This is a genomic window from Dietzia sp. SL131 (assembly GCF_026672565.1).
In the GTDB taxonomy this organism is placed as follows: domain Bacteria; phylum Actinomycetota; class Actinomycetes; order Mycobacteriales; family Mycobacteriaceae; genus Dietzia; species Dietzia kunjamensis.
This window is the reverse complement of record NZ_JAPPRI010000003.1, coordinates 3387629-3413787: the sequence shown is the minus strand read 5'-3', so window position 1 is coordinate 3413787 and position 26159 is coordinate 3387629. Positions and strand designations below refer to the sequence as shown.

Here is a 26159-nt window from a genome sequence, read left to right as displayed (position 1 = left end):
GCCACCACCCCGACACCCCCACACACCCCGAACAGTCAAAGGACATCGCTTCACCCATGCTCTCCACGCTGACGAACGCCCCGACCATCGCTCCCGCCGATCTGCGAGAGGCGATGGACTCTGACACCCCGCCCACCGTCATCGACGTGCGCTCCGGGGCCGAGTTCTCCTCGGTGCACATCCGCGGCTCCTACAACGTGCCGCTGCCCCTGCTCGCCGAGCACGGTGAGGAGTTCGCCACCCGCCTGCCCGGCCAGGTCGTCCTCATCTGCCAGTCCAAAAACCGAGCCCGCCAGGCGAACGAGCGGCTCGAGTCCGTGGGCGTCGACCCCGACTCGGTGACCGTGCTCGACGGCGGCATCGCCGGCTACGAGGCCGCCGGCGGCGAGGTCGTCCGCGGCAAGGGCGCCTGGGCGATGGACCGGCAGGTCCGCATGGTCGCCGGCTCGCTCGTCCTGGCCGGCGTCACCGCCTCCAAGGTCGTCTCCCCCAAGTTCGCCTACCTCGCCGGCGCCATCGGAGCCGGGCTGACCTACTCCGCGGCGAGCAACTCCTGCGCCATGGCCGCGGGCCTGTCGAAGATGCCGTGGAACCGTTTGGCCGACGAGCCGGGCCTCGGCGTCGTCCTGGACTCGCTGCCCGCCCGCTCCTGACCGATCCCACCCCGGCGCCCCCGCCGGAGAAAGGCACCTGACATGGAGATCACCACGATCATCGTCGTGGCCCTGGCCGTCCTGGTCGGACTGTCCCTGGGCCTGCTCGGCGGGGGCGGATCCATCCTGGTCGTCCCCCTGCTCACCTACATCGGTGGGCTCGACCCCAAGGAGGCGATCGCGACCTCCCTGTTCGTCGTGGGCGCCACCTCACTGGTCAGCCTCTTCGGCCACGCCCGCAAGGGCAACGTCCAGTGGCGTACGGGACTGATCTTCGGCGCCGCCGGCATGGTGGGCGCGTTCCTCGGCGGACTGGCCGGCGGCTACATCCCCGGCACCGTCCTCATGGTCGCCTTCGCGATCATGATGATCGCCACCGCCGGCGCCATGATCAAGGGACGCAAGGACCGCGACGGGCAGAGCAACGATCACCACCACCCGCTGTGGCGGATCCTGCTCGACGGCCTCGTCGTGGGCGCCGCGACCGGTCTGGTCGGTGCGGGCGGCGGCTTCCTCGTCGTCCCGGCCCTCGTCCTCCTGGCGGGCCTGCCGATGACCGCCGCCGTGGGCACCTCGCTGCTGGTCATCGCCATGAAGTCCTTCGCCGGACTCGGCGGCTACCTCACCTCGGTGTCGCTGGACTGGCCGCTCGTCGCGGCGGTCACCGCCGCCGCCATCGCCGGCTCCTTCGTCGGCGTCCGCCTCACCTCCGTGGTCCCCGAGAAGGCGCTGCGCAAGGGCTTCGGGTTCTTCGTCCTGCTCATGGGCGCCTTCGTCCTGTCCCAGGAACTACCCTTCCCCGCCGCGCCGATCATCCTCGGCATCGTCGTGGTCGTGGCAGGCGCAGCCGCGATCTGCGCGTTCGGGTTCAGGGAACGCTGCCCTCTCCGGTCCCCGCAACCGGCCGCCGCCAGCGTGGCCTGACACCGGCCCGGCCCGACGCCGGAAGACGATCCACCCCGGCCGTGCGGTCGGGGTCGTTGGCCGAGGCGCCGCGGCGGTAGGTCCTGCGGTCGCAGCTGTTGGCCGTGCCGGCGCGGCGGTCGGCCGACGCGCCGGTTGCCCTCCCACCGACGAGCCCGTCGGCGAAGCGCTTCTCGTACTCGGCCCAGGTGGCCGGCCATCGCGCCCCGGGGACGTTGAGCGTCGTCCCCGGGGGTCGCGCCATCTCGATGATGCGGTCCAGCTCGGCCTCGGTGAGCGGGGCCCCCCTCGCAGCGCCCGGAAGCATGCAAGGATAGGGTCACCTAACCAACCCAGGTCGAAGGAGAACGCCGTGACTCGCCCCCAGGCCCGCCCTCCGCTCACCCTCACGGTGCTGCGTACGGAGCCGGTTACCGCGCACCTCGTGCGGGTCGTCCTCGGCGGGGACGGCTTCGACTCGTTCGCCGCCCGCGCGGAGACGGACAGCTACGTCAAGCTCGAACTGCCCCACGCCGGGGAGACGGTCGTGCGCACGTACACCGTCCGGCGGGTCGACGCGGACGCGCGCGAGATCTGGATCGACTTCGTCGTCCACGGTGACGAGGGTGTCGCCGGTCCGTGGGCCCGGTCCGTCGCACCCGGCGCCCGGGTCGCGGTGCGCGGCCCCGGCGGCGGGTACCGGCCGGACCCTGAGGCGGATTTCCACCTGTTGGCAGGTGACGAGACCGCTGTGCCGGCGATTGCGGCAGCGTTGGAGTCGCTGCCGGAGAACGCTACGGGTGCCGTGTTCCTCGAGGTGCCCGACGACGACGACGAGATCCCGATCACCGCGCCGGCGGGCGTGGAGATCACCTGGGTGCACCGCGGAACCTCCTCGGCGGACGCCGGCCCCGGGATGATCGACGGCGAGGCACCGCTGATCGACGCGGTCCGGGGCATGCCGTGGCCGGACGGGGACGTGCAGGCGTTCGTCCACGGCGAGGCCGAGACGGTGATGAAGCACCTGCGCCCCTATCTGCGCACCGAGCGCGGCATCCCCGCCGCGCGGGCGTCGATCTCGGGATACTGGCGGCGCGGGCGCTCGGAGGAGAGCTTCCGCACCTGGAAGCGGCAACTGGCGGAATCGGAGGAGGCGCCGCAGCAGCCCGTGAGGTGAGTCCGGGCTCACCATGACCGGGCGACCCGGTAACCTCATGTGCCAGCACCGTTCGCATCCGGCCCCTCGCGTGAACACCGTGAGGCCCAGAAGGCACAGACAAGGGCATGGCATATGGCATTCTCACGCGCGAAGCTCATCACCGGACTGGTCGCCACCTCGGCACTCGTCCTCGCAGGTTGCTCGAGCGGTGGTGAGGACGACGCCGCCGGTGGTGGCGGCGAGTCCTACCGCATCGGCATCAACCAGCTCGTCCAGCACCCGGCCCTCGACTCCGCCACGGCCGGCTTCAAGGAGGCCTTCTCCGAGGCCGGCGTCGAGGTCGAGTTCGACGAGCAGAACGCCAACGGCGAGCAGGGCACCGCACTGACCATCGCCCAGCAGTTCGCCTCCGACGACCTGGACCTGGCCCTGGCCGTGGCCACCCCGGCCGCCCAGGCGATGGCTCAGAACATCACCGACGTGCCGCTGCTGTTCACCGCGGTGACCGACCCGGTTTCGGCGGAGCTGGTGGACTCGATGGAGGAGCCGGGCGCCAACGTCACGGGCACCTCGGACGCCGCCCCGATCGAGAAGCAGCTCGAGCTGCTCAAGGAGATCGTCCCGGACGCCGAGCGCATCGGCATCGTCTACGCCTCCGGCGAGGTCAACTCGCAGGTCCAGGTGGATCAGGCCCGTGAGGCCGCGGGCCCGCTGGGCCTGGAGATCGAGACCCAGACCGTCACCACGGTCAACGAGATCCAGCAGGCCGTCGAGGCCCTCGGTGACGTCGACGCGATCTACGTCCCCACGGACAACATGGTCGTCTCGGGCATCGCCTCGCTGGTCCAGGTCGCCGAGGGCAAGCAGATCCCGGTGATCGCCGCGGAGTCGGGAACCGTCGAGGGCGGCGCCGTCGCCACCCTCGGCATCGACTACACCGAGCTGGGCCGCCAGACCGGCGAGATGGCACTACGCATCCTGCGCGACGGTGAAGACCCGGCCACCATGCCCGTGGAGACCGCCACCGAGTTCACCTACGTGGTCAATGAGGACGCCGCCGAGCGTCAGGGCGTGACGATCCCCGAGGACATCCTCGCCGAGGCTGAGAAGAAGTGATCGGGACCGTCGAGGTAGGCCTCATCTACGGGGTCATGGCGCTGGGGGTCTACCTGACCTTCCGCGTGCTCAACTTCCCCGACCTCACCGTCGACGGCAGTTTCACCACGGGCGCCGCGACGGCGGCCATGGGCATTCTCGCCGGCTGGAACCCGGTGCTCGCGACCCTCGCGGGTTTCGGCACCGGGTTCCTCGCCGGCACGGTCACGGGATTGCTGCACACCAAGGGCAAGATCGACGGCCTCCTCGCCGGTATCCTCACCATGATCGCGCTGTGGTCCGTCAACCTGCGGATCATGGACGGCGCGAACATCCCGCTGCTGCGCAGCGACACCGTGTTCACGCCCCTGAAGGACGCCGACCTGCTGGGCGAGTGGCCCGGGGTGGCCATCCTCGCGGTCGTGGTCCTGCTGCTCGGGTTGGTCGTCCTGTGGTTCCTCACCACCGACCTCGGTCTGTCCATCCGTGCCACGGGTGACAACGGCCCCATGATCTCCTCGTTCGGCGTCTCGACCGACTTCACCAAGACCCTCACGTTGGCCCTGTCGAACGGGTTCGTGGGCATGTGCGGCGCGCTCATCGCCCAGTACCGCGGTTTCGCCGACATCTCGATGGGCATCGGCCTCATCCTCGTCGGCCTGGCCTCGGTGATCATCGGGCAGGCCATCCTCGGCCAGCGCAAGCTTCTGCTCGCGGTGCTCGCCGTGATCCTGGGCGCCCTGCTCTACCAGCTCATCATCTTCGCGGCCCTCCGCGTCGGCCTGGATCCCAACGACATGAAGGCCGTCACGGCCATCCTCGTCGTGGTCGCGCTGCTGCTGCCCCGCTGGAAGGGCGCGGGCGGACGCTTCGGACGCAAACCCACCGCCCCGGTCGCCGCCAACGAACGTGCGGCGGCGGGAACCGGGACCGCCGTCGCCGCCGGACCCGAGTCCGCCGGCGCCGCCGCGACCGGCACCAAGGAGGCGTGACGATGCTGACCGTCACCGGAGTGTCCAAGACGTTCTTCCCCGGCACCGTCAACGAGCGCCGGGCGCTGCACGACCTCAGTCTCACGCTCGCCGAGGGCGACTTCGTCACGGTGATCGGTTCCAACGGCGCCGGCAAGTCGACACTGCTCAACGCCGTCTCCGGGCGGTTGCTCGCCGACAGCGGGAACATCGAGATCGACGGCACCAACGTCAACCGCCTGCCGCAGCACCGGCGCGCCAAGTACGTCGGCCGCGTCTTCCAGGACCCGCTCGCCGGGACCGCGCCCAACCTCACCATCGAGGAGAACCTGTCGCTCGCGCTGCTGCGCGGCCGCCGGCGGGGGCTCGGCCCGGGTCTGAGCAAGAAGCGCCGTGGCCGGTTCGCCGAGCAGCTCTCCATGCTGGAGCTCGGCCTCGAGGACCGGCTCACCGCCAAGGTCGGCCTGCTCTCGGGCGGACAGCGGCAGGCGCTGTCCCTGCTCATGGCCGGGTTCACCCAGCCGCGCATCATGCTGCTCGACGAGCACACGGCGGCCCTCGACCCGCAGCGTGCGGAGTTGGTCACCACGATCACCGAGCGCATCGTCCGCGAGGGCGGTCTGACCACCCTCATGGTCACGCACAACATGGAGCAGGCCATCCGCCTGGGAAACCGGCTCATCATGATGCACGAGGGCCGGATCGTCTACGAGGCCGACGCCGCGACCAAGTCCGCGCTCACCGTGCAGGACCTGCTGCGCGAGTTCACCAACATCAAGGGCGCGACCCTGTCGGACCAGGCCTTCCTCGGCTGACCCGCCCCACCCGCCGAGCGCGCCCGCGCCGGCGGCGGCCCGACCAGGCCCCGCTGGCCGCCACCCCGACCGGGCCCCGCCGCCGACCGCCCGACCGCTCGTCGAGCAGAGGAATTCGCACACCCGCTTCTCGGGCGATACGCGCGAGATCCTCTTCTCGGCGCGCGTGGTGCTGTGGGCAGGGGTGCGACTCAGCGGTCGACGGGGGCAGCGGCCTCCCAGCCGTCGCCGCTGCGGCGCACGAGCCCCATCTGCTCGAACTCCTCGAACCAGCCCGGGGCCGGCCAGTCACCCCAACGCTCGGCGTAGTGGGCGCCGTTGCGCAGCAGGTCGGCGAGGTGGTCGACCGGCGGATCGGCGACCGGGTGCCACCGGTGGTAGGCATGGGCGCCGGCCACGAGCAGCACCGGCATGCGGCGGTACAGCAGCCTGCGCCCGAAGTCGGTGTCCTCTGCGCCGTAACCGGTGAAGGCCTCGTCGAACCCGCCGAAGTCCGCGCGTAGGCGCGCCCACAGCGCCGGGCGCAGAGAGAACGACAGGGACCAGAACATCCCGAACTCGTCCGGCTCCAGCGCGCGGGTGCCCCGGGCCGGGAACGGGCGTGCCGGGTGCGGGTCGGTGAAGGCCGGCAACTCGGCGGGGTCGGGGGCGCCGGCGGACTCGGGCAGGTAGGTGACCGGGCCCAGGCCCACGGCACCGTCGGGCAGTTCGGAGTAGTACCACCCCAGGTCGGGGCCCGGCATGCAGTCGACATCGAGGAAGACGATCAGCTTCGCGCCCAGCTCGGCCGCTCTGTCTCCGCCGAGATTGCGGCTCCGGGCGACGGGCAGGTCGGGGCCGGCCTCCAGCTCCACGACCTCGACACCGTCAGCGGCGAGTTCCTCGGCGAGGTCGGCACTGCCCGGCCGCTCGGGCAGGACCACGACGTGCCGGGCGCCGGGCAGGTTCTGGGCCATCGCCCGACGTTGTGAGCGGAGGTGCTCGGCGCGACCGGGCGTGCAGACGGTCACCACCGCGATCGACGCGGCGGCGGTCACAGCGCGGCCTCCGCCGCGTGACGGGCCCCCTGGCCCGCCGCGTGACGGGCCCCGTGACCGGCCCCCTGGCCCTCCGGCTCGTGACCCGAGGCGACCGCGGTGAGCACGCCGGCCAGGCGTGCGGCCGCACCGTCGACCTCCCACGCCTCCCGCAGGCCCGACCCGGCACCCGGGGTCGAGCGGGCGCGCCCGAGCGTGCGCCGGATCGAGTCGACCAGCTGGTCGACCGGGTCGTCGCGGCCCACGACCTCCGCCAGCCCCAGCGTCCGGAGGGTGTCGGCGGTGGCGTCCTGCTCGCCGAAGGGGCGCTCCTCGGGAGTCACGACGACGTGGGCGTCGGCGGCGGCGAGGTCGGCGATCGAACTCTGCCCAGCGGCGGTGATCACCACGTCGGCCCGGCACATCTCCTCCCACGGGTCGGCCACCCAGCGTCCGCCCGGCCCGCCGAGCGAGATCCACTCGACGTCGCCGAGTAGCCCGGGAACGGCGTCCCAGCGGGCGTCGTGGCCGGCGCCACCGGAGCCCCGCAGATGCAGGATCCTCGGTCGGCCACCGCCCCGGGCGCCCGGGTCGGGAGCGCGGTCGGCGAAGCGCGAGACCCCGCCGACGGGCACCAGCGGGCGGTCCGCCCCTGCGGGGGCCGGCGCACCGGCGGCGCGCGGCCACCCGGCGACCAGGGCCGAACACACCCCGTGCGCGAGGACGTGCGGGGCGTCGTCGCGGCGGCCCGGCAGCACGGTGGTGACCACGGGCGTCCCGGTCAGCCGCGCGGCCAGGGTCACCTCGACGGAGATGTCGCTCCAGAACACGTCCGGCGCGGTCCGGTCGATCCACCCGGCGATCATCGCCATGCGCTGACGGAGCCCGGTCTGCCCCAGCGGCACCCAGTGCAGCCTGCCCCCGGCGGTCGGGTCCGCCACCGGCCCGGCCTCGTCGTAGTCCAGTGGGAGCGGGAGGACCCGGATCCGCCCGGGGACGGGATTGGCGTCGTCGCGGATGCGGGCGGAGGTGAGTATGGTGACCTCGTCGTCCAGGTCGGCGGCAACCGAGAGCGCCCGCTGCACGTGGCCGTTGCCCTGGTGGTGGGCGTAGATCCCGATCACGACGCGGCGCCCACCAGCAGCCCGCGCAGGCGGGCTTCGAGCAGGTCGATGCGGGCGTCGTGGGAGAACGCGGCGGCGGCCGCGCGGGCGGTCGCGGCGCGGTCCAGCGTCAACGCGGCGGGGATGCCGGCCGCGAGGGCGGACGCGGGGTCACGGCCCGGTTCGACGAGCACGACGCCGGGTTGGCCGCTGAGGATCTCTCGGATGCCTCCACGCGCCAGTGCCACGACCGGGGTACCGCAGGCCAGCGCCTCGACGGCGGTGAGCCCGAACGGCTCCTCCCAGCACGGGGTCACCAGTGCGACCGCGGCCGAGGCGACGAGCGGGACGAGCGCGTCCCGACCGAGCGGACCGTGGTAGCGCACGCTGTCGCCGGCGTCGCGCAGCCGGGGCGCGAGCATCCTCTCCATGTACCGGTCGTCGCCGACCCGGCCGGCCAGGTCGAGCCGGAGCCCCGCGCGACGGGCCGCCTCGACCGCCAGGTGCGGGCCCTTCTCGGGCACGATCCGACCGGTCCACACGGCGCGGGGACGGTCGGTGGGACGGGTGCCGACCCGCGAGGAGTGCCCGGCGACCGGTCGGGCTGCGGCGGCGGGTCGGGATACGGGACGGGCGGCGGACCGCCCGGCAGCCCCGGCCCGGGGCTGCCACACCTGCAGGTCCACGCCATTGGGCAGCACCTCGGCGCCGTGTGGCACCCGCCAGGACCCGAGCACGGAGTTGCTCACCGCGAGCACCCTGCCGGTCGCCGACCCGAGCCGGTCGAACGCCTCCTGCATGGGCGCCAACTGCGGGCAGTGCAGGGTCGTGATCATGGGCGTGTCCATCTCCGCCGCTCGGACCAGCGGGACGTGCGACAGGCTGTGGTTGAGCACCACGTCGAACCGGGACACCGCCACGTGGTCCATGAGCCGCTCGAACTCCGCGGCGTCGGCCTCGTACCCGCCGGGCGGGTAGTAGCTGTCGCCGCGTCCGGTGGCGGCGGCCAGGGTGGTGAACTCGAATCGACGGTCGTGGCCCTCGCTGCCGGCGGCGGCGTAGAGCGTGACGCGGTGCCCGCGTGCGCGCAGCGCCCGCACCTCTTTGGCCACCACGACCTCGAGCCCACCGGCGTACGGCTCCCGGATGGGGAACCGCGACGGGCCGATCACTGCGATGTCGAGTCGATCCTCGCTACGGGCGTCCACGGTCCCCTCTCGTCTCGTCCCCCCGGCGGGTCCGGGGGTGATGTCAGAACCTGTAAATAGTGGCCCCCCGGGGGGCCCTCCGCCACCGCTGGCCACCCCCGGTCCTCACCAGCCGCCGAGCACCCTCTCGAGCCGCACCCCTGAGCCGTCGTCGTCGACGCCTCGGACCCCGGCGTGCGATGCCGCGACCGCGGTCGGCTCGGGTGGCTGCTCGCCCCAGTGGAGTTCGCGTGCGAGCGCCCGCGAGCTTCGGACCTCCGCGAGGCTGTAGCCCTCGTCGTCGTCCAGGGTCACGCTCCCCACCGGTGGGCACAGTGCGCGCAGGCGCCGCGGGTCGAGCGCCCCCGGCGCACAGGGACGGAGGATGTCGACGAGGACGGGGGGACGACGACGAGGGCCCGCGCCCGGCGTACCGGGCCGCCACCACCGACCGCGCGTCCCGAGGGTCACCCGGGGGTCATCGGCGAAGAGTCGGGCGACCACGGCGGCGTCGGGTGTGGCGGGGTCGACGGTCACGGCCACGTCGCCCCAGGCGAGCAGGGAGAGGCAGGTCGCGGCGGTGGAGCCGGTCCCGGCGAACTCGGGGCTGCCGGCGTGGACGTGGACCGCGACCGACGGCAGGGCGAAGATCCCGGCGGCCGGCCGAGTGAGCGGTGAGGCGATGAGGCCGGCCAGGAGGGCGGACTCGGCGTTCTTCTGGGCGAGTTTCCGGGCGAGCCGGTCCGACTCGTCGCGGTGACCGTCCGCCTGACCGCCGTCGGTGTGGTCGGCGTCGGCGCGGCCGGCCCAGTCGGGGCCGTCGTGCCAGGCCACCGCGTCGGGTAGGTAACGCAGGCGCCCGCCGGCCTGTTCGCACCGCCACGCCAGATCCCAGTCCTCGCCGCCGTAGCCGACGATGTCCGGGTCGAACCCGCCGGCGAGGTCGTAGAGGCGGCGGTGCAGGCCGCACGCTGCGGACAACACGCCCCGCCACAGGTCCTCGCCGCGGGTGAGGTCCGTCGTCTCCGCGTAGAACGCCGCAGGCCAGGCGGGGTCGGGGAGGATCTCGTCCGGTTCGAAAGTCGGCTCGGCCCCGGTCCGGGTGACGGCGAACCGGCCGTACCGCCGGCGGCCCACTGCGAGCAGGTCCGGGTGGCCGTCCAGCGCAGCGCACATCGTCGCCACGAAGTCGGGCCCCGGGACGGTGTCGCCGTCGAGGAACAGCAGGAGGTCGCCCTCGCCCGCGCAGGCGCCGAGGTGGCGCGCTGCCGAGGCGCGGAAGCCGCGATCATCCTGGCGCACGACGGTGACCTCGGGCGGGACCACCGGCGCGGTGCGAGAGCCGTCGTCGGAGACGATGACGCGAACGGTCCGTCGGGGGTCGCTCTGGTGGCGCAGCGCCGTGAGGATCCGGTCGAGCATCGGCTGGTCCTCGTAGAACGGGATCACCACGTCGACACTCTTGGGGACGTCACTGCTCGGGACGTCACTGCTCGGGACGTCACTGTTCGGTGCGTCAGTGCTCGCGGAGTCTGTCATGCGAGCCATCCCTCCCACGCCCGGCGGTACGCCCCGCCGAGCTCGGCCATCCCCGATGGTGCCGCCTCGCGACGGGTGGGGGACGGGTCGTCGAGGAGTCGGCGCAGGTCGCCGGCGAGATCCGCCCCGTCGGTGATGAGCAGGGAGCCGGGATGCCGGCGCTCCATCTCGCGGGTGTAGTCCGAGTCGTAGACCAGGGGGCGTCGCCCGGCCGCGGCCCAGGTGTTGAGCGACCCCGACGCCGACACGTTCCGGAACAGGGCGACGGGCACGGTGACCTCGCCGAGGACGCGGGCGAGGTCGTCGTCGTCGATCCGTCCAGTCACCTCCACGCCGCCACCGGCGGCCCGGACGGTCTCCAGCGCGGCGTGGACGTAGTCGTCGTGCCCCTCGGCGGGCGTCCCCAACAGGCGTAGTGACACGGCCTCGTCGCCGGCGTCGGCGAGCGCGGCGACGGCGGCGGCCACCACGTCGACGGCCTTGCCCGGGTGCAGGAATCCGAACACCCCCACCGACCGGGCGTCGGGGGTCAGGTCGGCGGGCGGCGCCAGGTCGGGGACGGGCAGCGGGATCACCGCGTCGACGGCGATGTCGGCCACCGCGCAGAGGTGACGCTCGTGCTCGGAGCTCACCACGACGAGCCCCGCCGCCGCCGCGATGCGCTGGTAGGCCCGCGTGCGCCGCCGACACCGCTCAGCGCCCTCTGCAGGCTGGGGGACGTCATGCAGGGTGACCGCGATGCGGCGGCCGCGCGCCAGATCCTCCACGGTCATCGCGGCGTCGTCAGCGGTGGCGCCGAAGAGGGAATCGTTGATGTGCAGGTGGACCGGCGCGCCGGGTCGGGCGTCGAGTACCTCGCGTACCCCGGCGACGTCCGCGACCTCGAGCACCTCCGTCCCGGCCGCGCGGGCGCACTCCACCGCGAACCGGGTCACCCCGTGTTCGGGCGGCCCCAGGGCGAGTGTGATCGGTGCGATCGTCAGCGGCGCGCGCTGCTCGCCGGCATGCCCTCTGCTCACCTCAGCCCCAGCATCTCGATGCGGGCGGCGTGCCGACGCAGGCCCTCCTCCACCACTCCGGGCGTGGCCGCGTACCAGTCGAGGTGGGCGTCGACGATCTCGCGGCTGGGCACCGGGACGCCGTCGACCAACCACTCTCCCGAGCGGGCGCCCCCGGCGACATCACCGGTCTCCACGCCGAGCGCCCGTGCGACGGTCGACTCCACCGGCGCGCGCGTGCCGCCGAGGGGCTCGCGGTCGCCGATGCGGGGCGGGTCGGTGAGCAGGCCTGCGGGCAGGCGCTCGATGATGCGGTCGAACACCGTGGCCAACGTGTGCCGGTCGGGGTGGTTGATGGTGTGCCAGCGCGGGGCACCCTCGAGGAGGTCCGAGGCGACCAGCGTCCCGTGGGCCTGCTCGCGCACGCGCAGCGCCTCCACCGACTCGGTGGCCGAGGCCCGCGCCTGCTCGGGGGTCGGAGCGGCGTCGAGAACGCTCCGGTCGCCGGTCGCGGCGGCGACGATCGCCCGCAGGTCGTGGTACGGCGCGATCGGCGGGACCAGGGAGCGGTCATGGGGTGGGCGGACCAGCACCTGGTACGGATGCAGTCCGGCGTACCGCAGGACGGGGGTCAGCACGACCGTGGCCGAGGCCGGCAGGCGCGCGGCGAGCTGGCGGTGTCCGAGCGGCAGGTCGCGGTAGTCGTCGCGAACGGGTTGGACGATCAGCACGTCCGTGCGGGCGAGGTCCGTCTCCAGGCCCGGCAGGTCGTCGGCCGTCATCTCGTACACCGGCCGCACGTCCACCACCCGGACCTCCGCGGAGGTCCGGAGCAGGTCGCGGTAGACGTCCGCCTGGCAGTTGCCGATCACCATGACGGTCGGGAGGTCGGGGGTGCTCACCGGGCCGAGCGTATGCAGGGGCCCAGGTGGCGGCAACCGGCGGGCGTGGCACGGTGGCGGGGTGAACACTGGCTCCTCTCCGACCCGGCCGCCGGTCCGGGTGCGCTCCGTGCCGGCCGGGCACGACTACGTCCGCCACGCCATCTCGCCCGCGGCCGACGTCTCGGTGCTCGCGGACCCCGTGTTGGATCCGGCCGAGCCCGCCCGCTGGTGGCCGCACCCGGCGCTCGAGGCCGCCGACCGTCCCGAGGTCCTCGACGGGGCCGACGTCGTGCATGTGCACTTCGGTTACGAGCACCGCTCCCCCGGGCAGATCGCGGAGTTCGTGGCGGCGTTGCGGTCGCGGGGCCTGCCGCTGGTGGTCACCGTGCATGACCTGACCAACCCGCACGAGCCCGACCCCGCCGCCCATCTCGAGCGCACCGGCCACCTCGTGCGGGGCGCCGCCGCGGTGATCACGCTGACCCGCGGCGCCGCCGCGGAGATCCGCGAACGGTGGGGCGCCCGCGCGCAGGTCCTCCCGCATCCCCGGCTCATGGCCGCGGAGGTCACCGAGCCGTACCGGCTCGCGCGGCTCGATCGCTCCGGAGGCAGACGCATGGTCGGTGTGGTGCTGGGCTCGCTGCGCGCGGGAGTCGCCGGCGAGGAACTCCTGGCCCCGCTGGTCACCGCGCTGTCCGAGGGTGCCCACCTGACGGTGATGGTTCGCGCGGACGCCCTGGCCGCCGCGCGCGATCCGGAGCATCCCCGCCACGCGGCCGCGACCGCGCTCGACCGGCTCGACGCCCATCCGGACGTCGAGGTCCGTGCCCACGACCACCTGGCCGACGACGAACTGTGCGCGGCCCTGGCCGGATTCGACGCGCTCGTCCTGCCCCACCGCCACGGCACCCATTCCGGCTGGCTGGAGCTGTGCCGCGATCTGGGGCTGCCGCCGGTCATCCCGCGGATCGGGTACCTGGCCGAGCAGTGGGACCCCGGCGTGCTCGGATCGGGGTCGACCAGATCGGGGTCGGCCGGATCGGGCACGGCCGTCTACGGCCCGGGCCACCCCACCGCCGACGACCTGCGCCGGGCGCTGATGGCCGCCCTCGACGGCCCGCCGGTCCCGGCGCGCGCTCCCGCGTCCGAGGACGCCGCGGTCGCCGCCGCCCACGCCCGGATCTACCGACACGTGCTCTCCGCTGCGGCCGAGAGGTAGTGCAGCGGGGCGGACCCGGTCGGGTCGTCAGGCCTCCTGGCGACGGACCATCTCGCCGATCCACTCCGGCGCGTACGGCGAGGTGCAGTTCGGCGGCGTCGGGTAGTCACGCAGCACACCCAGGCGCTCGCCGATCTCCAGTGCGCGCGCCCGCAGATCCGGATGCTGGATCCCGATCTGGGCCAGGCACGTGTTCATCTCCCACTGCAGCCGTTCGTGGGCGCCGGCCATCTCGGCCTCGATCACGTCCAGCAGCGCGGGCAGGTCCAGCCCCTCGGGCTTCTTGACCACCCGGTCGGCGGTGAGCGCCCAGCCGGCGGAGGCGACCACCGGGTCGGCGTCGTCCACCCACGCCACGCGCAGGTCCTCGGCGTGCGGGCCCTTCATCACGACGTAGCCGACCAGCCAGTCGTGGACCTTCCGGGTGCGGGCCTCGCGCAGCATCGTGTCCAGCTCGGTGGCCGAGAACTCCTTGGGCCGGCAGACGAGCAACGCGAGCAGCCTCGCCGCCGAGTCGCCCGTGTCCCACAACTCCAGCGCCAGCGGATGGTTCTTCTTCACCCGCTTGGCGACCGCCCGGAGCGAGGTGAGGTTGACCGCGTGGTCGTCGCCGTGCCGCTCGTTGACCTCCAGGATCCGTGCGTCCTCGAGTTCCGCGAGTTCGGCCATCACCTCGTCGCGGGTCGGCGTTGTCGTCGTCGTCATCATCGTCTCCTCGTCCGCGCCTCCCGGCGGCGCCGTGCGCACCTATACTCGCCGGGTGCGCCTGTGGAGCATCGATCCCGTCCTGCTCGACCGCGCCGCGCTGGTCGCCGGGTGGCGCGAGGGGCTCCTGGCCCAGAAGGTACTCCGCGGGCTGACCAAGGGCTATCGCAGTCATCCGCAGCTCAAACGCTTCCGCATGCTCCCCGACCCGGTCGCGGGGGTCGCCACCTGGCTGCACGGGCTGGCCGACGCCGCCGAGGTGCGCGGCTACCGCTTCGACCGCACGCGCGTCGTCCTGCCGCCCGGGGCGGAGCGCCTGCCGCTCACCGACGGGCAGCTCGCGCTGGAGTGGGCGCACCTGCGGGCCAAGGTGGCCGAGCGCGACCCCGCGTGGTTGGACCGCCTCGTCGCACCGCGCCCGCACCCGATGTTCGACATGGTCCCGGGGCCGGTGGCCGCCTGGGAACGCGCACCCCTACCGGAGGCCTGACATGCCGAGACCGTCCGCCCGCGTGCCCTTGCCCGTGCTCGTCGCCCCCGCCGCGGTCTCCACGGCGCTGGCGTTGTGGCCGATCCGCCGACCGTTCGTCGCCGCGACCGCCGGCTGGGTGTGGAGCCTGCCCGCGCAGGAACTCCCGCTGCACGTCGGGGCGCTGGTCGGGGCCGCGACCGCGTCTGCGCTGGCCGGTCGGGGCGGTCGGGCCGCGCGTCCCTCCGATCGCGTGGGGGCCGGCATCGCTACGCTGACCTGGGCGGGTCTGGGTCTCGTACTGTCGCGGCACCTCGCCGCGGCCGCCGCCCTCGACCGCGCGCTGGCCGAGGGACTGGGCGACGGGCTGGGCGACGGGCCGGGCGAGGGGCTGGGCGAGGGGGAGACGACGACGAGCCCGTCGGCCCTCCACCGCACGCCGTGGCCGAGAGTGCTGTTCCGCCCGTGGCCGCTGCGGCCGCGCGGGGTGCGGGCCCGCCGGGGCATGGTCTACGGACCGGACCCGAAGGCCAACCGCTTCGATCTCTACACCCGTGCCGGCTCGCCTGGAGCCGGCGGCGACACTGGCGGCAGCGGTGGACATGGCGGCAACGGCGCCGGTGACGTGCGCGGGGTGCTCGTCCACATCCACGGTGGGCACTTCCGGGCGGGCGGCCCGAGCCGGGAGTCGCGGGCGATGCTGTTCGACCACGCCGCACGCGGGTGGGCGGCGATCAGCACCACCTACCACCTCTCGCCGACCCCGGAGTCGGGATTCCCGCTGCACCTGGTCGACGTCAAACGGCTCCTGGGCTGGATCCGCACCGAGGGCCCGGCGCACGGGATCAGGGCCGAGGCGCCGATCGTGGTGGCGGGCAGTTCGGCCGGGGCGCACATCGCGATGATGACCGCCCTGACCGGGGGAGATCCGCGATTCCAGCCGGGATTCGAGGACGCCGACACCACTGTCGCCGGCGCGATCGGGTTGTACGGCTACTACGGTCGCCTGGGCCTCGAGACCCGGGACGTCTCCGACCCCGTGCGGCACGCGGCCTCCGGCGCCCCGCCGGTGGCGATCATCCACGGCACCCACGACACCTACACGCCGGTGAAGGGGTCACGCCGACTCGTACGGCACCTGCGCGCCGGATCGCCGAACCCCGTGGTCCACGCCGAACTGCCCGGAGCCCAACACGGGTTCGACGCGGTGCGCTCGCCGCGCTACCTGGCGGTCGTCGAGGCGGTCTCGAGATTCACCGACCGACTCGCCTGATGTGGGCAGCAAGCACGCCTTGGCGGGCGTAGTGTCGCCCTCAGCCGACGGAACCCCATCACCGAGGAGCCCCGATGCCACTGTCCGGCGAGTACGAGCCCAGCCCGAGCGAGTGGGTCCGGACGCAGGTCGAGACGTATGAGAAGACCGACGGCTCGGAGGGCGGCGCCCTCGCCGGCATCCCCGTGGTCATCGTGACCACCGTCGGCCGGAAGTCCGGCAACCTGCGCAAGACCCCGCTGATGCGCGTCGAGCACGAAGGGTCGTACGCGGCCGTCGCCTCCCAGGGCGGCGCCCAGACCCACCCGGTCTGGTACTGGAACATGAAGGCCGACCCGCACGTGGAGGTCCGCGACAGGGACCGGGTCGGCGACTACACGGCCCGCGAACTCAGCGGCCCCGAGCGAGACCGGTGGTGGGACCGGTCCGTCGCCGTCTACCCTGATTATCGCGACTACCAGCAGAACACCGACCGGATCATCCCTGTGTTCGTATTGGAGCCGCGCGATTAGGATCAGCGCGGGGCTCTCCGGGGCGGCGCCCCCCGCGGGACACGGGGAGGGCGCCGGATGAGTCGCACCGCTCTCGTCCTCGGATGCGGGGGCACGATCGGCGGGGCCTGGATGATCGCCGCCCTCCACGCGCTCACCGAGCAGACGGGATTCGACCCCCGGGAGGCGGACGTCCTCCTGGGGACCTCGGCGGGCGCCGAGCTGGTGACCATGCTCGCCGGCGGCATCGGGGTCGACGAACTGGTCGATATGCAGCGCGGGCAGGCCTGCGACATGCGGCTCCGCGAACACATCGCCTCGACCCCGCCCGGGCGGCCGCCGTTACCCCGGCTCCCGCTGCTCAACCCCGGTCTGCTCCGCACACGGTCCGGGCTGGGCGCCCTCACCGGTATCGCCCCCACCGGTCGCGGCGACGCCGGCTGGTTGCAGCGGCTGGCCGAGGGCTTCGAGGTCGGCGCATGGCTCCCCCACACCGGTGCCCGGATCGTCGCCTACGACGTCCTCGCCGGGGAGCGGGTACTGTTCGGCGCCCCGGGCTCGCCGATGGCCACCGTCGGCGAGGCGTTGCGCGCCTCCTGGGCGACCCCCGGGTGGATGCCGCCGGTGCCCGTCGGTGACCGGATCTTCGTCGACGGCGGCATGGGCTCCACCGCGTCCGTGGACCTGATCGGGCCGGAGGACGCCGACCTCGTGTTCGTCCTCGCCCCCATGGCCTCGGCGCCCGGCGTCCGCGTCCCCGGCCGGGGCGGCGGGATCGAGTACGGGCTGATCCGCCGCCCGATGTCCACCCAGCTGCACGACGAGGTCGCCGCCGTCCGCGCGCGCGGCGCCACCGTCGTCCCGATCCTGCCCACCACCGTCGACCTCGCCGGCCTCGGCGCCTACTTCATGAACGCCTCCCGACGGGAGGCGGCGTTCGAGTCGTCCATGGTGACCGCGCCGGACACCGTCCGCGATGCGCTGACGGACAACGCGGTCGACGTGTGAGTCCGGCTCGATCGCGCGAGGGGCGCGAGCCGCGCGTGGTGATCGTCGGGGCCGGGGTCGCCGGCACCACCGCCCTGCACGTCTTCCGCGAGCGCGGCTTCGCCGACGTCACCGTGCTGGAGAAGGGCTCCGACGTCGGCGGGGTCTGGTACTGGAACCGCTACCCGGGCCTGACATGCGACGTGCCGTCCCAGCTCTACCAGTTCCGGTTCGCGCCGAAGCCCGACTGGTCGCGCGTGTGGGCCGACGGCGCCGAGATCCAGCGCTACCACCGCCGGGTCGTCGACGACCTCGGCCTGGCCGGGCACATCCGGACCGACACCCCGCCACGGAACTCCGCCAGTCCGGGGACGTACTACCGCGCCATCCAGCGCAGCGACGCCGAGCTCGTCACCGACGCCATCGCGCAGGTCACCCCGGGACGGGATCCGCACCGCCGACGGCACCGAGCGGCCCGCCGACGTGATCGTGCTAGCGACCGGCTTCCGCGCGCACGACTACATGCGTCCCATGGAGGTCGTCGGACGCGACGGCCGCACCCTCGAGCGCGAGTGGGCCGACGGCCCGCGCGCCTATCAGATGACCGCCGTCCCGGGCTTCCCCAATGCGTTCACCGTGCTGGGCCCCAACTCGGCTCTTCCCAGATGAGGGTGTAGGTCGGCCGGGCGCGTCGGTCCGCAGATAGACGTCGAGATCTCCCGACGATGGAGGTTCCTACGCCATCCATCCGAAAGACCTCGACGTGTCCGACGCTACCCCGCCGGCCGGCTTCGGCCGGCCTGACCTGACCGCCTTCGCGTCTTATCCCAATCGACTCTGATCGGGCCTGCTGATCCTCTCGACGAGAACGCAGCGACATCACAGCCACCCAACCCCGACCGTCCGGGAAGCCGGGACACGTCACATGGCCTGTGCTGCGGGCGTGTCGAGTGGGTCGTCCAGGGGCGACGCAGGAGCGTCGACGCGACGTGCTGAGAGGTGGTTCCAGTCGAGCTCTAGCACACCGGCTACAGGCATGGCGATAGGTCAGGAACGGCGTCGCTCCCTACGCAGGAGGGAGCGCAGAGTCTCGGCGTTCGCGTAGCCGACCCGTAGCGCGATCTCGGCGGAGGTGAGGTCCGTGGTTGCGGAGAGGTGCCGAGCTCGTTCGATGCGAAGCCGTTGGACGAAGCCGAGCGGAGTGAGGTTGAGCGCCGCACGGACTCGTCGTTCGAGGGTGCGCCGGCTGGTGCCGAGCGACTGCGCGACGAAGGCGACGTTCAACGGTTCGTCCAGGCGGGCGCGCACGAAGCGTTCGAACTCGACCACGATCGGGTCCTCGTGCCGGAGATGATCGTAGGCGACGAAGGCCGCCTGCGACGGGCGCTCGTCGATGATGAGGAGCTTGGCGACATGTTGGGCCAGGTCGGGGCTGATCGATCGCACGAGTGAGAGCGCGAGGTCGATGTGGGCGAACGCGGCGCCGGCGGTGACGAGGTTCCCGTCGACCACGACCATGGTGTCGAGATCGAGGGCGACGGTCGGATAGCGCTTCAGGAACTCCGGCCCCAGGAACCAGCTGGTCGTCGCCCGCCGATGATGCATCCGTCCGGTCTCGGCGACAGCGAACACGCCGGTGCACGCCGCGGCGATCCGGGTGGGCGCCTCGTCGAGGCGCCCGAGCGAGGCGATGACCGAACGAGCATCTCGGCTCTGGAGGGCGTCGTTGGTAGCGGCGGCCGTAAGGGTTCCAAGCGCAGGGACGACGACCACGTCGAACTCTCCGGACTCCGACAGCGGGTGGTCCACCGACAGGGTCATCGATGCCGTCGTGGTCACTCGCCGTTTCGGTCCGAGGATGGCGAGTGTGATCGGGTCGATCCGCGGGTCGACATCGCCGCGGGCTCCGTCGGCCACCCGCACGATGTCGATGATCGACGCGACAGCCGAACCGAAGCAGCCGTCGATCGCGATCAGTCCGATACGCATGGCGTAAACAATAGCAATGCTGCCGTATACGCCACTTCCCACCGGCCCTCGCTCGTCATACGCTGAACTCGTCCCACGAAGAACCCCGATTTCAAGGAGAGTCCCTCATGTCCACACCCGCATCACTTCCGTATGCCTTCGTCGCCAAGATCGTCGCGGCCGATGGACAGCACGACGCGCTCGCCGATCTGCTCGCCGGCGCTGTCGCACTCGCCAACGAAGAAGCAGGAACGATTGTCTGGTTCGCGGTCAGGACCCACGCCGACACCTTCTGGATCTTCGATGCATTCCCCGACGAGTCCGCTCGCGACGCCCACGCCAACGGCGCCATCGTCGCAGCCCTGACGGACAACCAGCACCTCCTTGGCGCAGCACCCGAGATCCTGGCGGCCGACGTCCTCGCGTCCAAGCTCCCGTAGTCCGCCAACGCACGAGACGATCGCGCCCCGCCGAGCCGTCGCCAGGTTGCGACGCAACGCCATGCTGCGTTTCCGAGCGGTGCGAGGCCTATCGGCACACGGACAGGATGCAGGCCACGAGCGCTCAGCCGGCGAGGGGTCCGTCGCAGAGAAGAGCGACGTCGGTGTCGGGCAGAGCCGTGAGGCCAGCGCATCGCACGACCACCAGAACCGAACCGCCCCTGCCCTGCGTTTCCACAGGTCAGGGGCTGTTCGCCGGAGCCGCCTGTCGGAATCGAACCGACGACCTAATCACGTCGGCTTTGCGTCTATCGCTTGATGCGCCCCACTGGGCGAACGAGCCGCTGACCTGCGCAAACGCCGAGCGTGGGGGACGCCGCCATCCGGTGGTGACCGACGACGACCGACCAGTACCGACCGTTTCACCGGAGCTTGCGGCGGCGTCGAAGCCGAGCAAGCTCCATTCCTTTAGCTCACCGCGCCCTCATCCTCGCCGGTCCCGTCGTCGTCGAAGACGTTTCAGGGGTCTTCTCAGATGACGGTGTAGGTCGGCCGGGCGCGTCAGTCCGCAGATAGACGTCGGGGTCTCCCGACGACTACCGACCGTGCTGGAAGTTGTAGTGCGCCGCTACCGCTGTGCCGACTGCGGACACGTGTGGCGCCAAGACACCAGCGCCGCGGCGGAGCCACGCGCGAAGCTCTCGTGCACCGGGCTGCGGTGGGCGCTGGAAGGGATCGTGGTCGCACACCTCACCGTCGCCCGTGTCGCCGAGGGACTCGGGGTCGCGTGGGACACCGCCAACAACGCGGTCCTGGCTGAAGGCAAGCGGCTGCTGATCAACGACCCCACGCGGTTTGAGGGCGTGAAGGTCATTGGCGTCGATGAGCACGTCTGGCGCCACACCAGGCGTGGCGACAAGTACGTCACCGTGATCATCGACCTCACCCCGGTCCGCGATGGCGCCGGCCCAGCAAGGCTGCTGGACATGGTCGAGGGCCGGTCGAAGGCGGCGTTCAAGACCTGGCTCGCCGACCGCGACGACGCCTTCCGTGACGCGGTCGAGGTGGTCGCGATGGACGGCTTCACCGGGTTCAAGACCGCCGCTGCAGAGGAGATCCCGGACGCGGTCACGGTGATGGATCCCTTCCACGTCGTGCGCCTGGCCGGTGACGCCCTCGACAGGTGCCGGCGCCGGGTCCAACTCGCGATCCACGGGCACCGTGGGTTCAGGGACGACCCGCTCTACAAGTCGCGGCGCACGCTGCACACCGGCGCGGACCTGCTGACCGACAAGCAGAACGACAGGCTACGCGCGCTGTTCGTTGATGACGCTCACGTCGAGGTCGAGGCGGCCTGGGGTGTCTACCAGCGCATGATCGCCGCCTATCGCCACGAGGACCGGCAACGTGGCCGCGAGCCCATGGAGAAGCTGATCACCGACCTCAGCGCCGGCGTCCCCAAGGTGCTCACCGAGCTCACCACCCTGGGCCGGACCCTGAAGAAGCGAGCCGCTGACGTGCTCGCCTACTTCGAACGACCCGGCACCAGCAACGGGCCGACCGAGGCGCTCAACGGACGGCTCGAACACCTGCGCGGCTCCGCACTCGGGTTCCGCAACCTGACCAACTACATCGCCCGAAGCCTGCTCGAGACCGGCGGCTTCAGACCCCAACTCCTACACCCCCGATTGGGATGAGCCCCCAACTCCCCCACCGGCTCGATCTCACTGCAGCACACCGCCGAGCTCACCGCCCGGTACATCGCCCACTGGATCGAACTCCTCCGCGAGGGCGCGATCCGGTCGGTGGAGGTGACCGAGGAGGCGACCGCCGAGTTCAACGACGACGTCGCCGGGGCGATGGGGCCGACGGTCTGGAACACCGGCTGCCACTCCTGGTACTTCCACGACGGCGGCACGATCGACCTGTTCCCCTTCGACCGGGCGCGACTGGCCGAGCTCATGAGGGAACCGGACCACTCGCACTTCCGGGTGGGCTGAGTGACCGGTGCCGCTGGGTGCGCCGGGCTGGCGCGCCCGGGCTAGCTAGCGGGCCGCCCGCCGGTTGACCGGCCGGGTCCCGTCGCCCAGGTCCGGTCGGGGGAGGCGCCGGCCCGGGTCGGCCAGACCGACGACGTGGCCGTCCGCCGACAACCGCGTCATCGCCTCGAGCAGCATCCGGCGCGCGCTGGCGTTGACCGAGGACACGCGGCTGAGGTCCAGGGTCACCTCGCTCGGCCCCTCGGGGATCTCGGCGAGACGCCGCAGGACCTGCTCGGCGCTGGCGAACGTCATGGGGCCCTGCAACCGGAAGGTGCGGCGCCCGGAGATCTCGTCGAACCGCACCGAGCGAACGGCCTCCACGTCCGTGACGGTGGTATTCATCAGGTGTAACTCGAGATCGTGGGACAGCCGCTCGAAGGTGCGCACACCCTCCACACTGTGGCCGTGCTCGTCGAGCCGCGGGGAGAACACCCCGAGCCCGACCTGCCCGGGCAGGGCACCGAAGATCCCGCCCGACACCCCGCTCTTGGCGGGGATCCCCACGGTGGACATCCAGTCCCCGGCGGCGTCGTACATCCCGCAGGTGGCCATCACGGCGAGCACCTGCCGGGCGACCGGCGCCGAGACCACCCGCTCCTTGGTGACCGGGTTGATGCCGCCCGTCGCCAGCGTCACCGCCATCACCGCCAGGTCGCGCACGGTCACCCGGTAGGCGCACTGCCGGGTGTAGCCGCGCACCACCTCGTCCGGGTCGTTCGCGATGATCCCGCCCGCGCGCACGAGGTTGGCCATGGCCCGGTTGCGGAACGCCGTGCGCAGCTCGGAGTCGAGCACGGCGTCGTCCACTCCGAGCTCGCGGCCCGCGAAGGCGGACAACCCCTGCCTCACCGCCTCGTCACGGTCGTCCTGGGTCGCGTCGGGCTCGCTCACCAGCGTGTGCGTGGTGATGGCCCCGATGTTGATCATCGGATTGCGCGGCCGGCCCGTCTCTCGGTCCAGGGAGATCTGGTTGAACGCGTCCCCGGACGGCTCCACCTCGACCTTCTCCAGGACCGCCTCGATTCCCCGGTCCCGCAGCGCGAGCGCGTAGACGAACGGCTTGCTCATCGACTGGATGGTGAACTCGGCGTCCGCGTCCCCGGCGGTGTAGACGATGCCGTCCATCGTGCAGGCGGCCACCGCGAACCGGTCGGGGTCCACGGCCGCGAGTTCGGGGATGTAGTCGGCGAGCCGGCCGGCGTCACCGTTCGAGCAGGCGTCGCGGATCTCGAGCAGATAGTCAGGTACCGGCGTCTTCACGCCACCAGCGTGTCATGCCGGAGGGCCCGGGGCGGCGTGTGCACCGCCCCGGGCCCTCCGGCACCGCGAACCGGTCGCGGCCATGATCGTCGTCAGCGCTCGTGGTAAGTGGTCGTCAGTGGTCGTGCTCAGTGATCGTGGTGGTCGTCCGCCTTGGTCGGGTGGACGGTCCCGTGCTCGTGCTCCGGCGGACCGTACAGCGAGTACACCTTGAGGTCCTCCTCGCCGGTGTTGGTGACGTTGTGCCAGCTCCCGGCGGGCACGAGGATGACCCAGTCGTCGGAGACCTCGCGCACGAAGTCGAGCTGATCCTTCGCGGGGCCCATCTCGACCCGGCCCTTCCCTGCCTCGACGCGCAGGAACTGGTCGTGGTCGTCGTGGACCTCGAGACCGATGTCGTCCCCGGGCTTGATGCTCATGACGGTGAGCTGCATGTGCGATCCCGTCCACAGCGTGGTGCGGTAGTTGTCGTTGGCGAGGGTGGCGTCCTCGATGTCGACGACGAACGGGTTCGGACCCTGATCGGTGGGGCTCATCGATGCTCCTGCTTCTTCGTAGACGGGTGTACGCGGTGGCCGGCGGCCAGCGTTCCGTCTCGAGTTTCGACGACTCCCGGGACGCTCGCAAGCAAGGGCATCCTCCCGAGGCGCGGCCCGGGGGGCCTGTCCCCATCCCGTCACGGGGCCACAACGATCAGGCCACGGGGGTTCACGTACCCCCTGTGCAGTGCGGACACTGACGGGCAACCCCGACGAAAGGAAGCTTGATGAAGCGGACGATCGCAGTGACGGGAGCCCTCGGTCTCGCGGTGTTCATGGGAGCGTGCGGCACCGACGATGGCGGTGGCACGACCACGGCCGACGAGACCACCACGGAGATGATGACGGAGGAGACCACCACCGACGAGACCACGACGGACCAGACCACCACCGAGGAGACCGGCGCTGCGGCCGAGGGCGACATCGTCGACACGGCGAACGCCGCGGGCGACTTCACCACCCTCACCCAGGCCATCGAGGCCGCGGGCCTGACGGAGACCCTCAAGGGGCCCGGTCCGTTCACGGTCTTCGCCCCCACAGACGAGGCGTTCGAGGCCCTGCCCGAGGGCACGCTGGACGAGTTGCTGGCCGACCCCACGGGCGACCTGGCGCAGATCCTGCAGTACCACGTGATCGAGGGTGAGGTCCCCGCGGCCGACGTCCTCGAGATGGACGGCCAGACGGTCGCGACCCTCCAGGGCGGGGAGCTCACGGTCGAGGTGGAGGGCGAGGACGCCGCCCTCGTCGACGGCAACGGCACCCGCATCAACGTCGTCCAGACCGACGTGGACGCCACCAACGGCGTCATCCACGTCCTCGACGGAGTCCTGATGCCGCCCGCCTGACCCGCCGGTGACACTCGCTGCGCCCCGACCCGGCCCTTCCCCGACCGGCCGGGGCGCGGCTCATGTCAGCCGGTCGTGTCAGCTGCGCGCGCCAGCCGGTCGGGTCAGCGGGGCGTGTCGTACCTCGTGAGGTCACTGGTGGCCGGGCCCTCGATGAGCTCGCCACACGCCGAGAAGCGGGACCCGTGCCAGGGGCAGTCCCACGACCGCTCCACGTCGTTCCACGTCAGCGCGGCTCCCATGTGGGGGCACAGCAGGCCGACGCGGCAGGTCTCGCCGTCGTCGCCCGTCGCCTCCCCCATCGGTCGGATACTCGGCCGTGGCTTGCGCACGATCGCCTGCGCCGCGGTCGCCGCGAGCTGGACGGGCACGTCCGCGAACAGGGGCACGGCGTTCTTCGCGATGCCCGTGATGCTGGGCTTGCCGAACGACACCCGCGGGTCCACGCCCTCGAGCCGGTCCACCATGATCCCGGCCGCCGCCGGCGCGCCCGTGAGGCCCCACTTGCTGTAGCCGCCCGCGAAGTGCACGCGCCCCTTGCCCCACGGCAGGGGCCCGGACTTGGGCAGCATCGTCACCGGGTGGAAATCCTGCGCGGACCAGCCGTGGGTCATCGTCGCGCCGGGGAAGTACTTCTCCGCGTACTCCCGCAGCGAGTCGATTTTGGACGCGGTGCCCGTGGCGGTGCCGGTGCGGTGCCCGTTGCCGCCGACGAACAGCACCTCACCGCCGGGTGAGGGCACCGTCCGCAGCGAGCGGACCGGGCTCTCGACCGAGCCGTACATCCCCTCCGGCAGGCCACCGGGGTACTCGAACGCGCAGAGGTAGGACCGCTCGGGTTCCATCGTCGCCACGGTCGGGCCGCGGTCCAGGACCGGGGACGCGGTCGCCAGCACGACGTCGCGGGCGGTCATCGTGCCCGGATGCGCGGTGACCTCGACGAACGCGTCCTCCCCTGTCCCCTGCGCTGTGAGTCCGGTGACACGGGCGTGCTCCACGATCCGCACGCCGAGGGCCGTGGCCGCGCGGGCCAGCGCCGCGAGCGCCTCCACCGGGTCGATCTGCATCTGATCCGGCAGCTCCACGGCGGACCGGGCCGGGAACGGCACGTCCACCCGGTCGTACCAGCGGGCGGGCAGACCCAGGTCGACGAGGGTCTTCATCTCCTTGCGCAGGGTCGACGTGCCCATCCGTCCCTTGGAGAACGTCACCGCACGCCGACGCTGGGAGTCGACGCCGTGGGTCTCGCAGAACTCGGCCCACCAGTCGAGTCCGTACCGGTTGGCGTCGGCGTACGCGCGCGCCGTTTCCAACCCGTGCTTGGAGCGGATGCTCGACAGTCGGGTGCCCTGCAGGACCGAGACCTTGGCCGTGGTCGCGCCGCTGGCCCCCGCGCCCACCGTGTGCGCCTCCAGGACCACGACCGCCTTGCCGCGCGCGGCGGCCATCAGCGCCGTGATCAGGCCGGTGAACCCGGCCCCCGCGATCACCAGGTCGACGTGCTCGCCGTCCGGGAACTCGGCCGCCGGGGAATCGATCGTCGTGCGTCGCCAGAATGAAGTGCCCATCGTGCGCCTCCTGGAGGGTGCTCACCGCGG

General features: G+C 72.2%; 26 protein-coding genes and 2 pseudogenes. 16 read left to right on the top strand and 12 right to left on the bottom strand.

Features of this window, described 5'->3' with window-relative positions; all coding sequences use genetic code 11:
* Positions 1–56: 56 nt before the first annotated feature.
* On the top strand, positions 57–653 hold the full coding sequence (locus tag OVA21_RS17000) for a rhodanese-like domain-containing protein (protein WP_268092927.1): 597 nt from the start codon (positions 57–59) through the stop codon (positions 651–653).
* A gap of 42 nt (positions 654–695) precedes the next feature.
* Positions 696–1577: a sulfite exporter TauE/SafE family protein gene (locus tag OVA21_RS16995; RefSeq protein WP_119192107.1), complete on the top strand. Its 882-nt coding sequence runs from the start codon at positions 696–698 to the stop codon at positions 1575–1577.
* Here the strand turns inward: OVA21_RS16995 and OVA21_RS16990 are convergent.
* The gene (locus OVA21_RS16990; protein ID WP_119192106.1) at positions 1522–1884 is read right to left on the bottom strand and encodes an oxygenase MpaB family protein; all 363 of its coding nucleotides are present in this window, start codon (positions 1882–1884) and stop codon (positions 1522–1524) included. The genes OVA21_RS16995 and OVA21_RS16990 overlap by 56 nt on opposite strands.
* 45 nt (positions 1885–1929) lie before the next feature.
* Here OVA21_RS16990 and OVA21_RS16985 point away from each other — a divergent pair, with 45 nt between their 5' ends.
* The 4 genes from OVA21_RS16985 to OVA21_RS16970 all read left to right on the top strand — a co-directional run bounded on the left by OVA21_RS16985 (position 1930) and on the right by OVA21_RS16970 (position 5596).
* Complete coding sequence (locus OVA21_RS16985) at positions 1930–2733, top strand: siderophore-interacting protein (protein ID WP_096906530.1); 804 nt, start codon at positions 1930–1932, stop codon at positions 2731–2733.
* A 114-nt stretch (positions 2734–2847) separates the two neighbouring features.
* Positions 2848–3831, top strand: coding sequence for an ABC transporter substrate-binding protein (locus tag OVA21_RS16980; protein WP_096906529.1), 984 nt, complete (start codon positions 2848–2850; stop codon positions 3829–3831).
* Positions 3828–4802 (top strand): ABC transporter permease, encoded by a 975-nt coding sequence (locus tag OVA21_RS16975; RefSeq protein WP_096906528.1) that lies wholly within the window; start codon positions 3828–3830, stop codon positions 4800–4802. Before OVA21_RS16980 ends, OVA21_RS16975 begins: the two co-directional genes overlap by 4 nt.
* Before the next feature lie 2 nt (positions 4803–4804).
* Positions 4805–5596 carry an ABC transporter ATP-binding protein gene (locus OVA21_RS16970; RefSeq protein ID WP_067712961.1) on the top strand — a complete coding sequence of 264 codons (792 nt, stop codon included), beginning with the start codon at positions 4805–4807 and terminating at the stop codon, positions 5594–5596.
* A gap of 191 nt (positions 5597–5787) precedes the next feature.
* Here the strand turns inward: OVA21_RS16970 and OVA21_RS16965 are convergent, their stop codons facing one another.
* The 6 genes from OVA21_RS16965 to OVA21_RS16940 form a co-directional block, all read right to left on the bottom strand.
* Positions 5788–6633, bottom strand: a complete 846-nt coding sequence (locus tag OVA21_RS16965) for a glycosyltransferase family 2 protein (RefSeq protein WP_268092926.1) — start codon at positions 6631–6633, stop codon at positions 5788–5790.
* Entirely contained in the window at positions 6630–7736 is a 1107-nt protein-coding gene (locus tag OVA21_RS16960) for a glycosyltransferase (protein ID WP_268092925.1), read from the bottom strand. The genes OVA21_RS16965 and OVA21_RS16960 overlap by 4 nt, the downstream gene beginning before the upstream one ends.
* On the bottom strand, positions 7733–8923 hold the full coding sequence (locus OVA21_RS16955; RefSeq protein WP_268092924.1) for a glycosyltransferase: 1191 nt from the start codon (positions 8921–8923) through the stop codon (positions 7733–7735). Before OVA21_RS16955 ends, OVA21_RS16960 begins: the two co-directional genes overlap by 4 nt.
* Before the next feature lie 105 nt (positions 8924–9028).
* Complete coding sequence (locus tag OVA21_RS16950) at positions 9029–10441, bottom strand: glycosyltransferase (protein WP_268092923.1); 1413 nt, start codon at positions 10439–10441, stop codon at positions 9029–9031.
* Positions 10438–11460 carry a hypothetical protein gene (locus OVA21_RS16945; RefSeq protein WP_268092922.1) on the bottom strand — a complete coding sequence of 341 codons (1023 nt, stop codon included), beginning with the start codon at positions 11458–11460 and terminating at the stop codon, positions 10438–10440. Before OVA21_RS16945 ends, OVA21_RS16950 begins: the two co-directional genes overlap by 4 nt.
* On the bottom strand, positions 11457–12341 hold the full coding sequence (locus OVA21_RS16940; protein ID WP_069389054.1) for a WcbI family polysaccharide biosynthesis putative acetyltransferase: 885 nt from the start codon (positions 12339–12341) through the stop codon (positions 11457–11459). Before OVA21_RS16940 ends, OVA21_RS16945 begins: the two co-directional genes overlap by 4 nt.
* A gap of 61 nt (positions 12342–12402) precedes the next feature.
* On the opposite strand from OVA21_RS16940, the gene OVA21_RS16935 reads away from it, so the two are divergent.
* Positions 12403–13542: a glycosyltransferase gene (locus OVA21_RS16935; protein WP_268092921.1), complete on the top strand. Its 1140-nt coding sequence runs from the start codon at positions 12403–12405 to the stop codon at positions 13540–13542.
* A gap of 27 nt (positions 13543–13569) precedes the next feature.
* Here OVA21_RS16935 and OVA21_RS16930 read toward each other — a convergent pair whose 3' ends face one another.
* The gene (locus tag OVA21_RS16930; protein ID WP_096907421.1) at positions 13570–14247 is read right to left on the bottom strand and encodes a DNA alkylation repair protein; all 678 of its coding nucleotides are present in this window, start codon (positions 14245–14247) and stop codon (positions 13570–13572) included.
* Positions 14248–14302: 55 nt separating this feature from the next.
* Between OVA21_RS16930 and OVA21_RS16925 the strand changes: the two genes are divergently transcribed.
* The 5 genes and pseudogenes from OVA21_RS16925 to OVA21_RS16905 all read left to right on the top strand — a co-directional run.
* Complete coding sequence (locus OVA21_RS16925; RefSeq protein WP_096907420.1) at positions 14303–14737, top strand: pyrimidine dimer DNA glycosylase/endonuclease V; 435 nt, start codon at positions 14303–14305, stop codon at positions 14735–14737.
* Position 14738: 1 nt separating this feature from the next.
* A complete protein-coding gene (locus tag OVA21_RS16920) occupies positions 14739–15989 on the top strand; it encodes an alpha/beta hydrolase (RefSeq protein ID WP_268092919.1) in 1251 nt (416 codons plus the stop codon).
* 74 nt (positions 15990–16063) lie between these two features.
* Positions 16064–16501, top strand: a complete 438-nt coding sequence (locus OVA21_RS16915) for a nitroreductase family deazaflavin-dependent oxidoreductase (RefSeq protein ID WP_268092918.1) — start codon at positions 16064–16066, stop codon at positions 16499–16501.
* Positions 16502–16558: 57 nt separating this feature from the next.
* Positions 16559–17488, top strand: coding sequence for a patatin-like phospholipase family protein (locus OVA21_RS16910; protein WP_268092917.1), 930 nt, complete (start codon positions 16559–16561; stop codon positions 17486–17488).
* A pseudogene (locus tag OVA21_RS16905) lies at positions 17485–18121 on the top strand (flavin-containing monooxygenase); the annotation flags it as partial. The gene OVA21_RS16910 and the pseudogene OVA21_RS16905, both read left to right, overlap by 4 nt.
* 393 nt (positions 18122–18514) lie before the next feature.
* Here OVA21_RS16905 and OVA21_RS16900 read toward each other — a convergent pair.
* Complete coding sequence (locus OVA21_RS16900) at positions 18515–19456, bottom strand: GlxA family transcriptional regulator (protein ID WP_268092916.1); 942 nt, start codon at positions 19454–19456, stop codon at positions 18515–18517.
* Positions 19457–19563: 107 nt separating this feature from the next.
* Here OVA21_RS16900 and OVA21_RS16895 point away from each other — a divergent pair, with 107 nt between their 5' ends.
* The 3 genes and pseudogenes from OVA21_RS16895 (at position 19564) to OVA21_RS19430 (ending at position 21875) form a co-directional block, all read left to right on the top strand.
* Positions 19564–19875 (top strand): putative quinol monooxygenase, encoded by a 312-nt coding sequence (locus OVA21_RS16895; protein WP_096906522.1) that lies wholly within the window; start codon positions 19564–19566, stop codon positions 19873–19875.
* A gap of 599 nt (positions 19876–20474) precedes the next feature.
* A pseudogene (locus tag OVA21_RS16890) lies at positions 20475–21572 on the top strand (ISL3-like element ISPfr2 family transposase); the annotation flags it as partial.
* 114 nt (positions 21573–21686) lie between these two features.
* Complete coding sequence (locus OVA21_RS19430) at positions 21687–21875, top strand: hypothetical protein (RefSeq protein ID WP_143337732.1); 189 nt, start codon at positions 21687–21689, stop codon at positions 21873–21875.
* Positions 21876–21920: 45 nt separating this feature from the next.
* Here OVA21_RS19430 and OVA21_RS16880 read toward each other — a convergent pair whose 3' ends face one another.
* Both OVA21_RS16880 and OVA21_RS16875 read right to left on the bottom strand, forming a co-directional pair.
* Positions 21921–23177 carry a glutaminase gene (locus tag OVA21_RS16880; RefSeq protein WP_069388600.1) on the bottom strand — a complete coding sequence of 419 codons (1257 nt, stop codon included), beginning with the start codon at positions 23175–23177 and terminating at the stop codon, positions 21921–21923.
* 128 nt (positions 23178–23305) lie between these two features.
* On the bottom strand, positions 23306–23713 hold the full coding sequence (locus OVA21_RS16875; protein ID WP_120285521.1) for a cupin domain-containing protein: 408 nt from the start codon (positions 23711–23713) through the stop codon (positions 23306–23308).
* A gap of 230 nt (positions 23714–23943) precedes the next feature.
* On the opposite strand from OVA21_RS16875, the gene OVA21_RS16870 reads away from it, so the two are divergent.
* On the top strand, positions 23944–24561 hold the full coding sequence (locus OVA21_RS16870; protein WP_268092915.1) for a fasciclin domain-containing protein: 618 nt from the start codon (positions 23944–23946) through the stop codon (positions 24559–24561).
* 104 nt (positions 24562–24665) lie between these two features.
* Here the strand turns inward: OVA21_RS16870 and OVA21_RS16865 are convergent, their stop codons facing one another.
* Positions 24666–26129, bottom strand: coding sequence for an FAD-dependent oxidoreductase (locus OVA21_RS16865; protein ID WP_182634350.1), 1464 nt, complete (start codon positions 26127–26129; stop codon positions 24666–24668).
* Between the last annotated feature and the right edge of the window lie 30 nt (positions 26130–26159).

Excerpts from the sequence above, each read along its gene's own strand:
- OVA21_RS16875 (WP_120285521.1), bottom strand. The coding sequence starts at position 23,713 with ATGAGCCCCACCGATCAGGGTCCGAACCCGTTCGTCGTCGACATCGAG.
- OVA21_RS16895 (WP_096906522.1), top strand. The coding sequence starts at position 19,564 with ATGTCCACACCCGCATCACTTCCGTATGCCTTCGTCGCCAAGATCGTC.
- OVA21_RS16930 (WP_096907421.1), bottom strand. The coding sequence starts at position 14,247 with ATGACGACGACGACAACGCCGACCCGCGACGAGGTGATGGCCGAACTC.
- OVA21_RS16865 (WP_182634350.1), bottom strand. The coding sequence starts at position 26,129 with ATGGGCACTTCATTCTGGCGACGCACGACGATCGATTCCCCGGCGGCC.
- OVA21_RS16970 (WP_067712961.1), top strand. The coding sequence starts at position 4,805 with ATGCTGACCGTCACCGGAGTGTCCAAGACGTTCTTCCCCGGCACCGTC.
- OVA21_RS16915 (WP_268092918.1), top strand. The coding sequence starts at position 16,064 with ATGCCACTGTCCGGCGAGTACGAGCCCAGCCCGAGCGAGTGGGTCCGG.
- OVA21_RS16990 (WP_119192106.1), bottom strand. The coding sequence starts at position 1,884 with ATGCTTCCGGGCGCTGCGAGGGGGGCCCCGCTCACCGAGGCCGAGCTG.
- OVA21_RS16920 (WP_268092919.1), top strand. The coding sequence starts at position 14,739 with ATGCCGAGACCGTCCGCCCGCGTGCCCTTGCCCGTGCTCGTCGCCCCC.
- OVA21_RS16950 (WP_268092923.1), bottom strand. The coding sequence starts at position 10,441 with ATGACAGACTCCGCGAGCACTGACGCACCGAACAGTGACGTCCCGAGC.
- OVA21_RS16995 (WP_119192107.1), top strand. The coding sequence starts at position 696 with ATGGAGATCACCACGATCATCGTCGTGGCCCTGGCCGTCCTGGTCGGA.
- OVA21_RS16870 (WP_268092915.1), top strand. The coding sequence starts at position 23,944 with ATGAAGCGGACGATCGCAGTGACGGGAGCCCTCGGTCTCGCGGTGTTC.
- OVA21_RS16980 (WP_096906529.1), top strand. The coding sequence starts at position 2,848 with ATGGCATTCTCACGCGCGAAGCTCATCACCGGACTGGTCGCCACCTCG.
- OVA21_RS16900 (WP_268092916.1), bottom strand. The coding sequence starts at position 19,456 with ATGCGTATCGGACTGATCGCGATCGACGGCTGCTTCGGTTCGGCTGTC.
- OVA21_RS16910 (WP_268092917.1), top strand. The coding sequence starts at position 16,559 with ATGAGTCGCACCGCTCTCGTCCTCGGATGCGGGGGCACGATCGGCGGG.
- OVA21_RS17000 (WP_268092927.1), top strand. The coding sequence starts at position 57 with ATGCTCTCCACGCTGACGAACGCCCCGACCATCGCTCCCGCCGATCTG.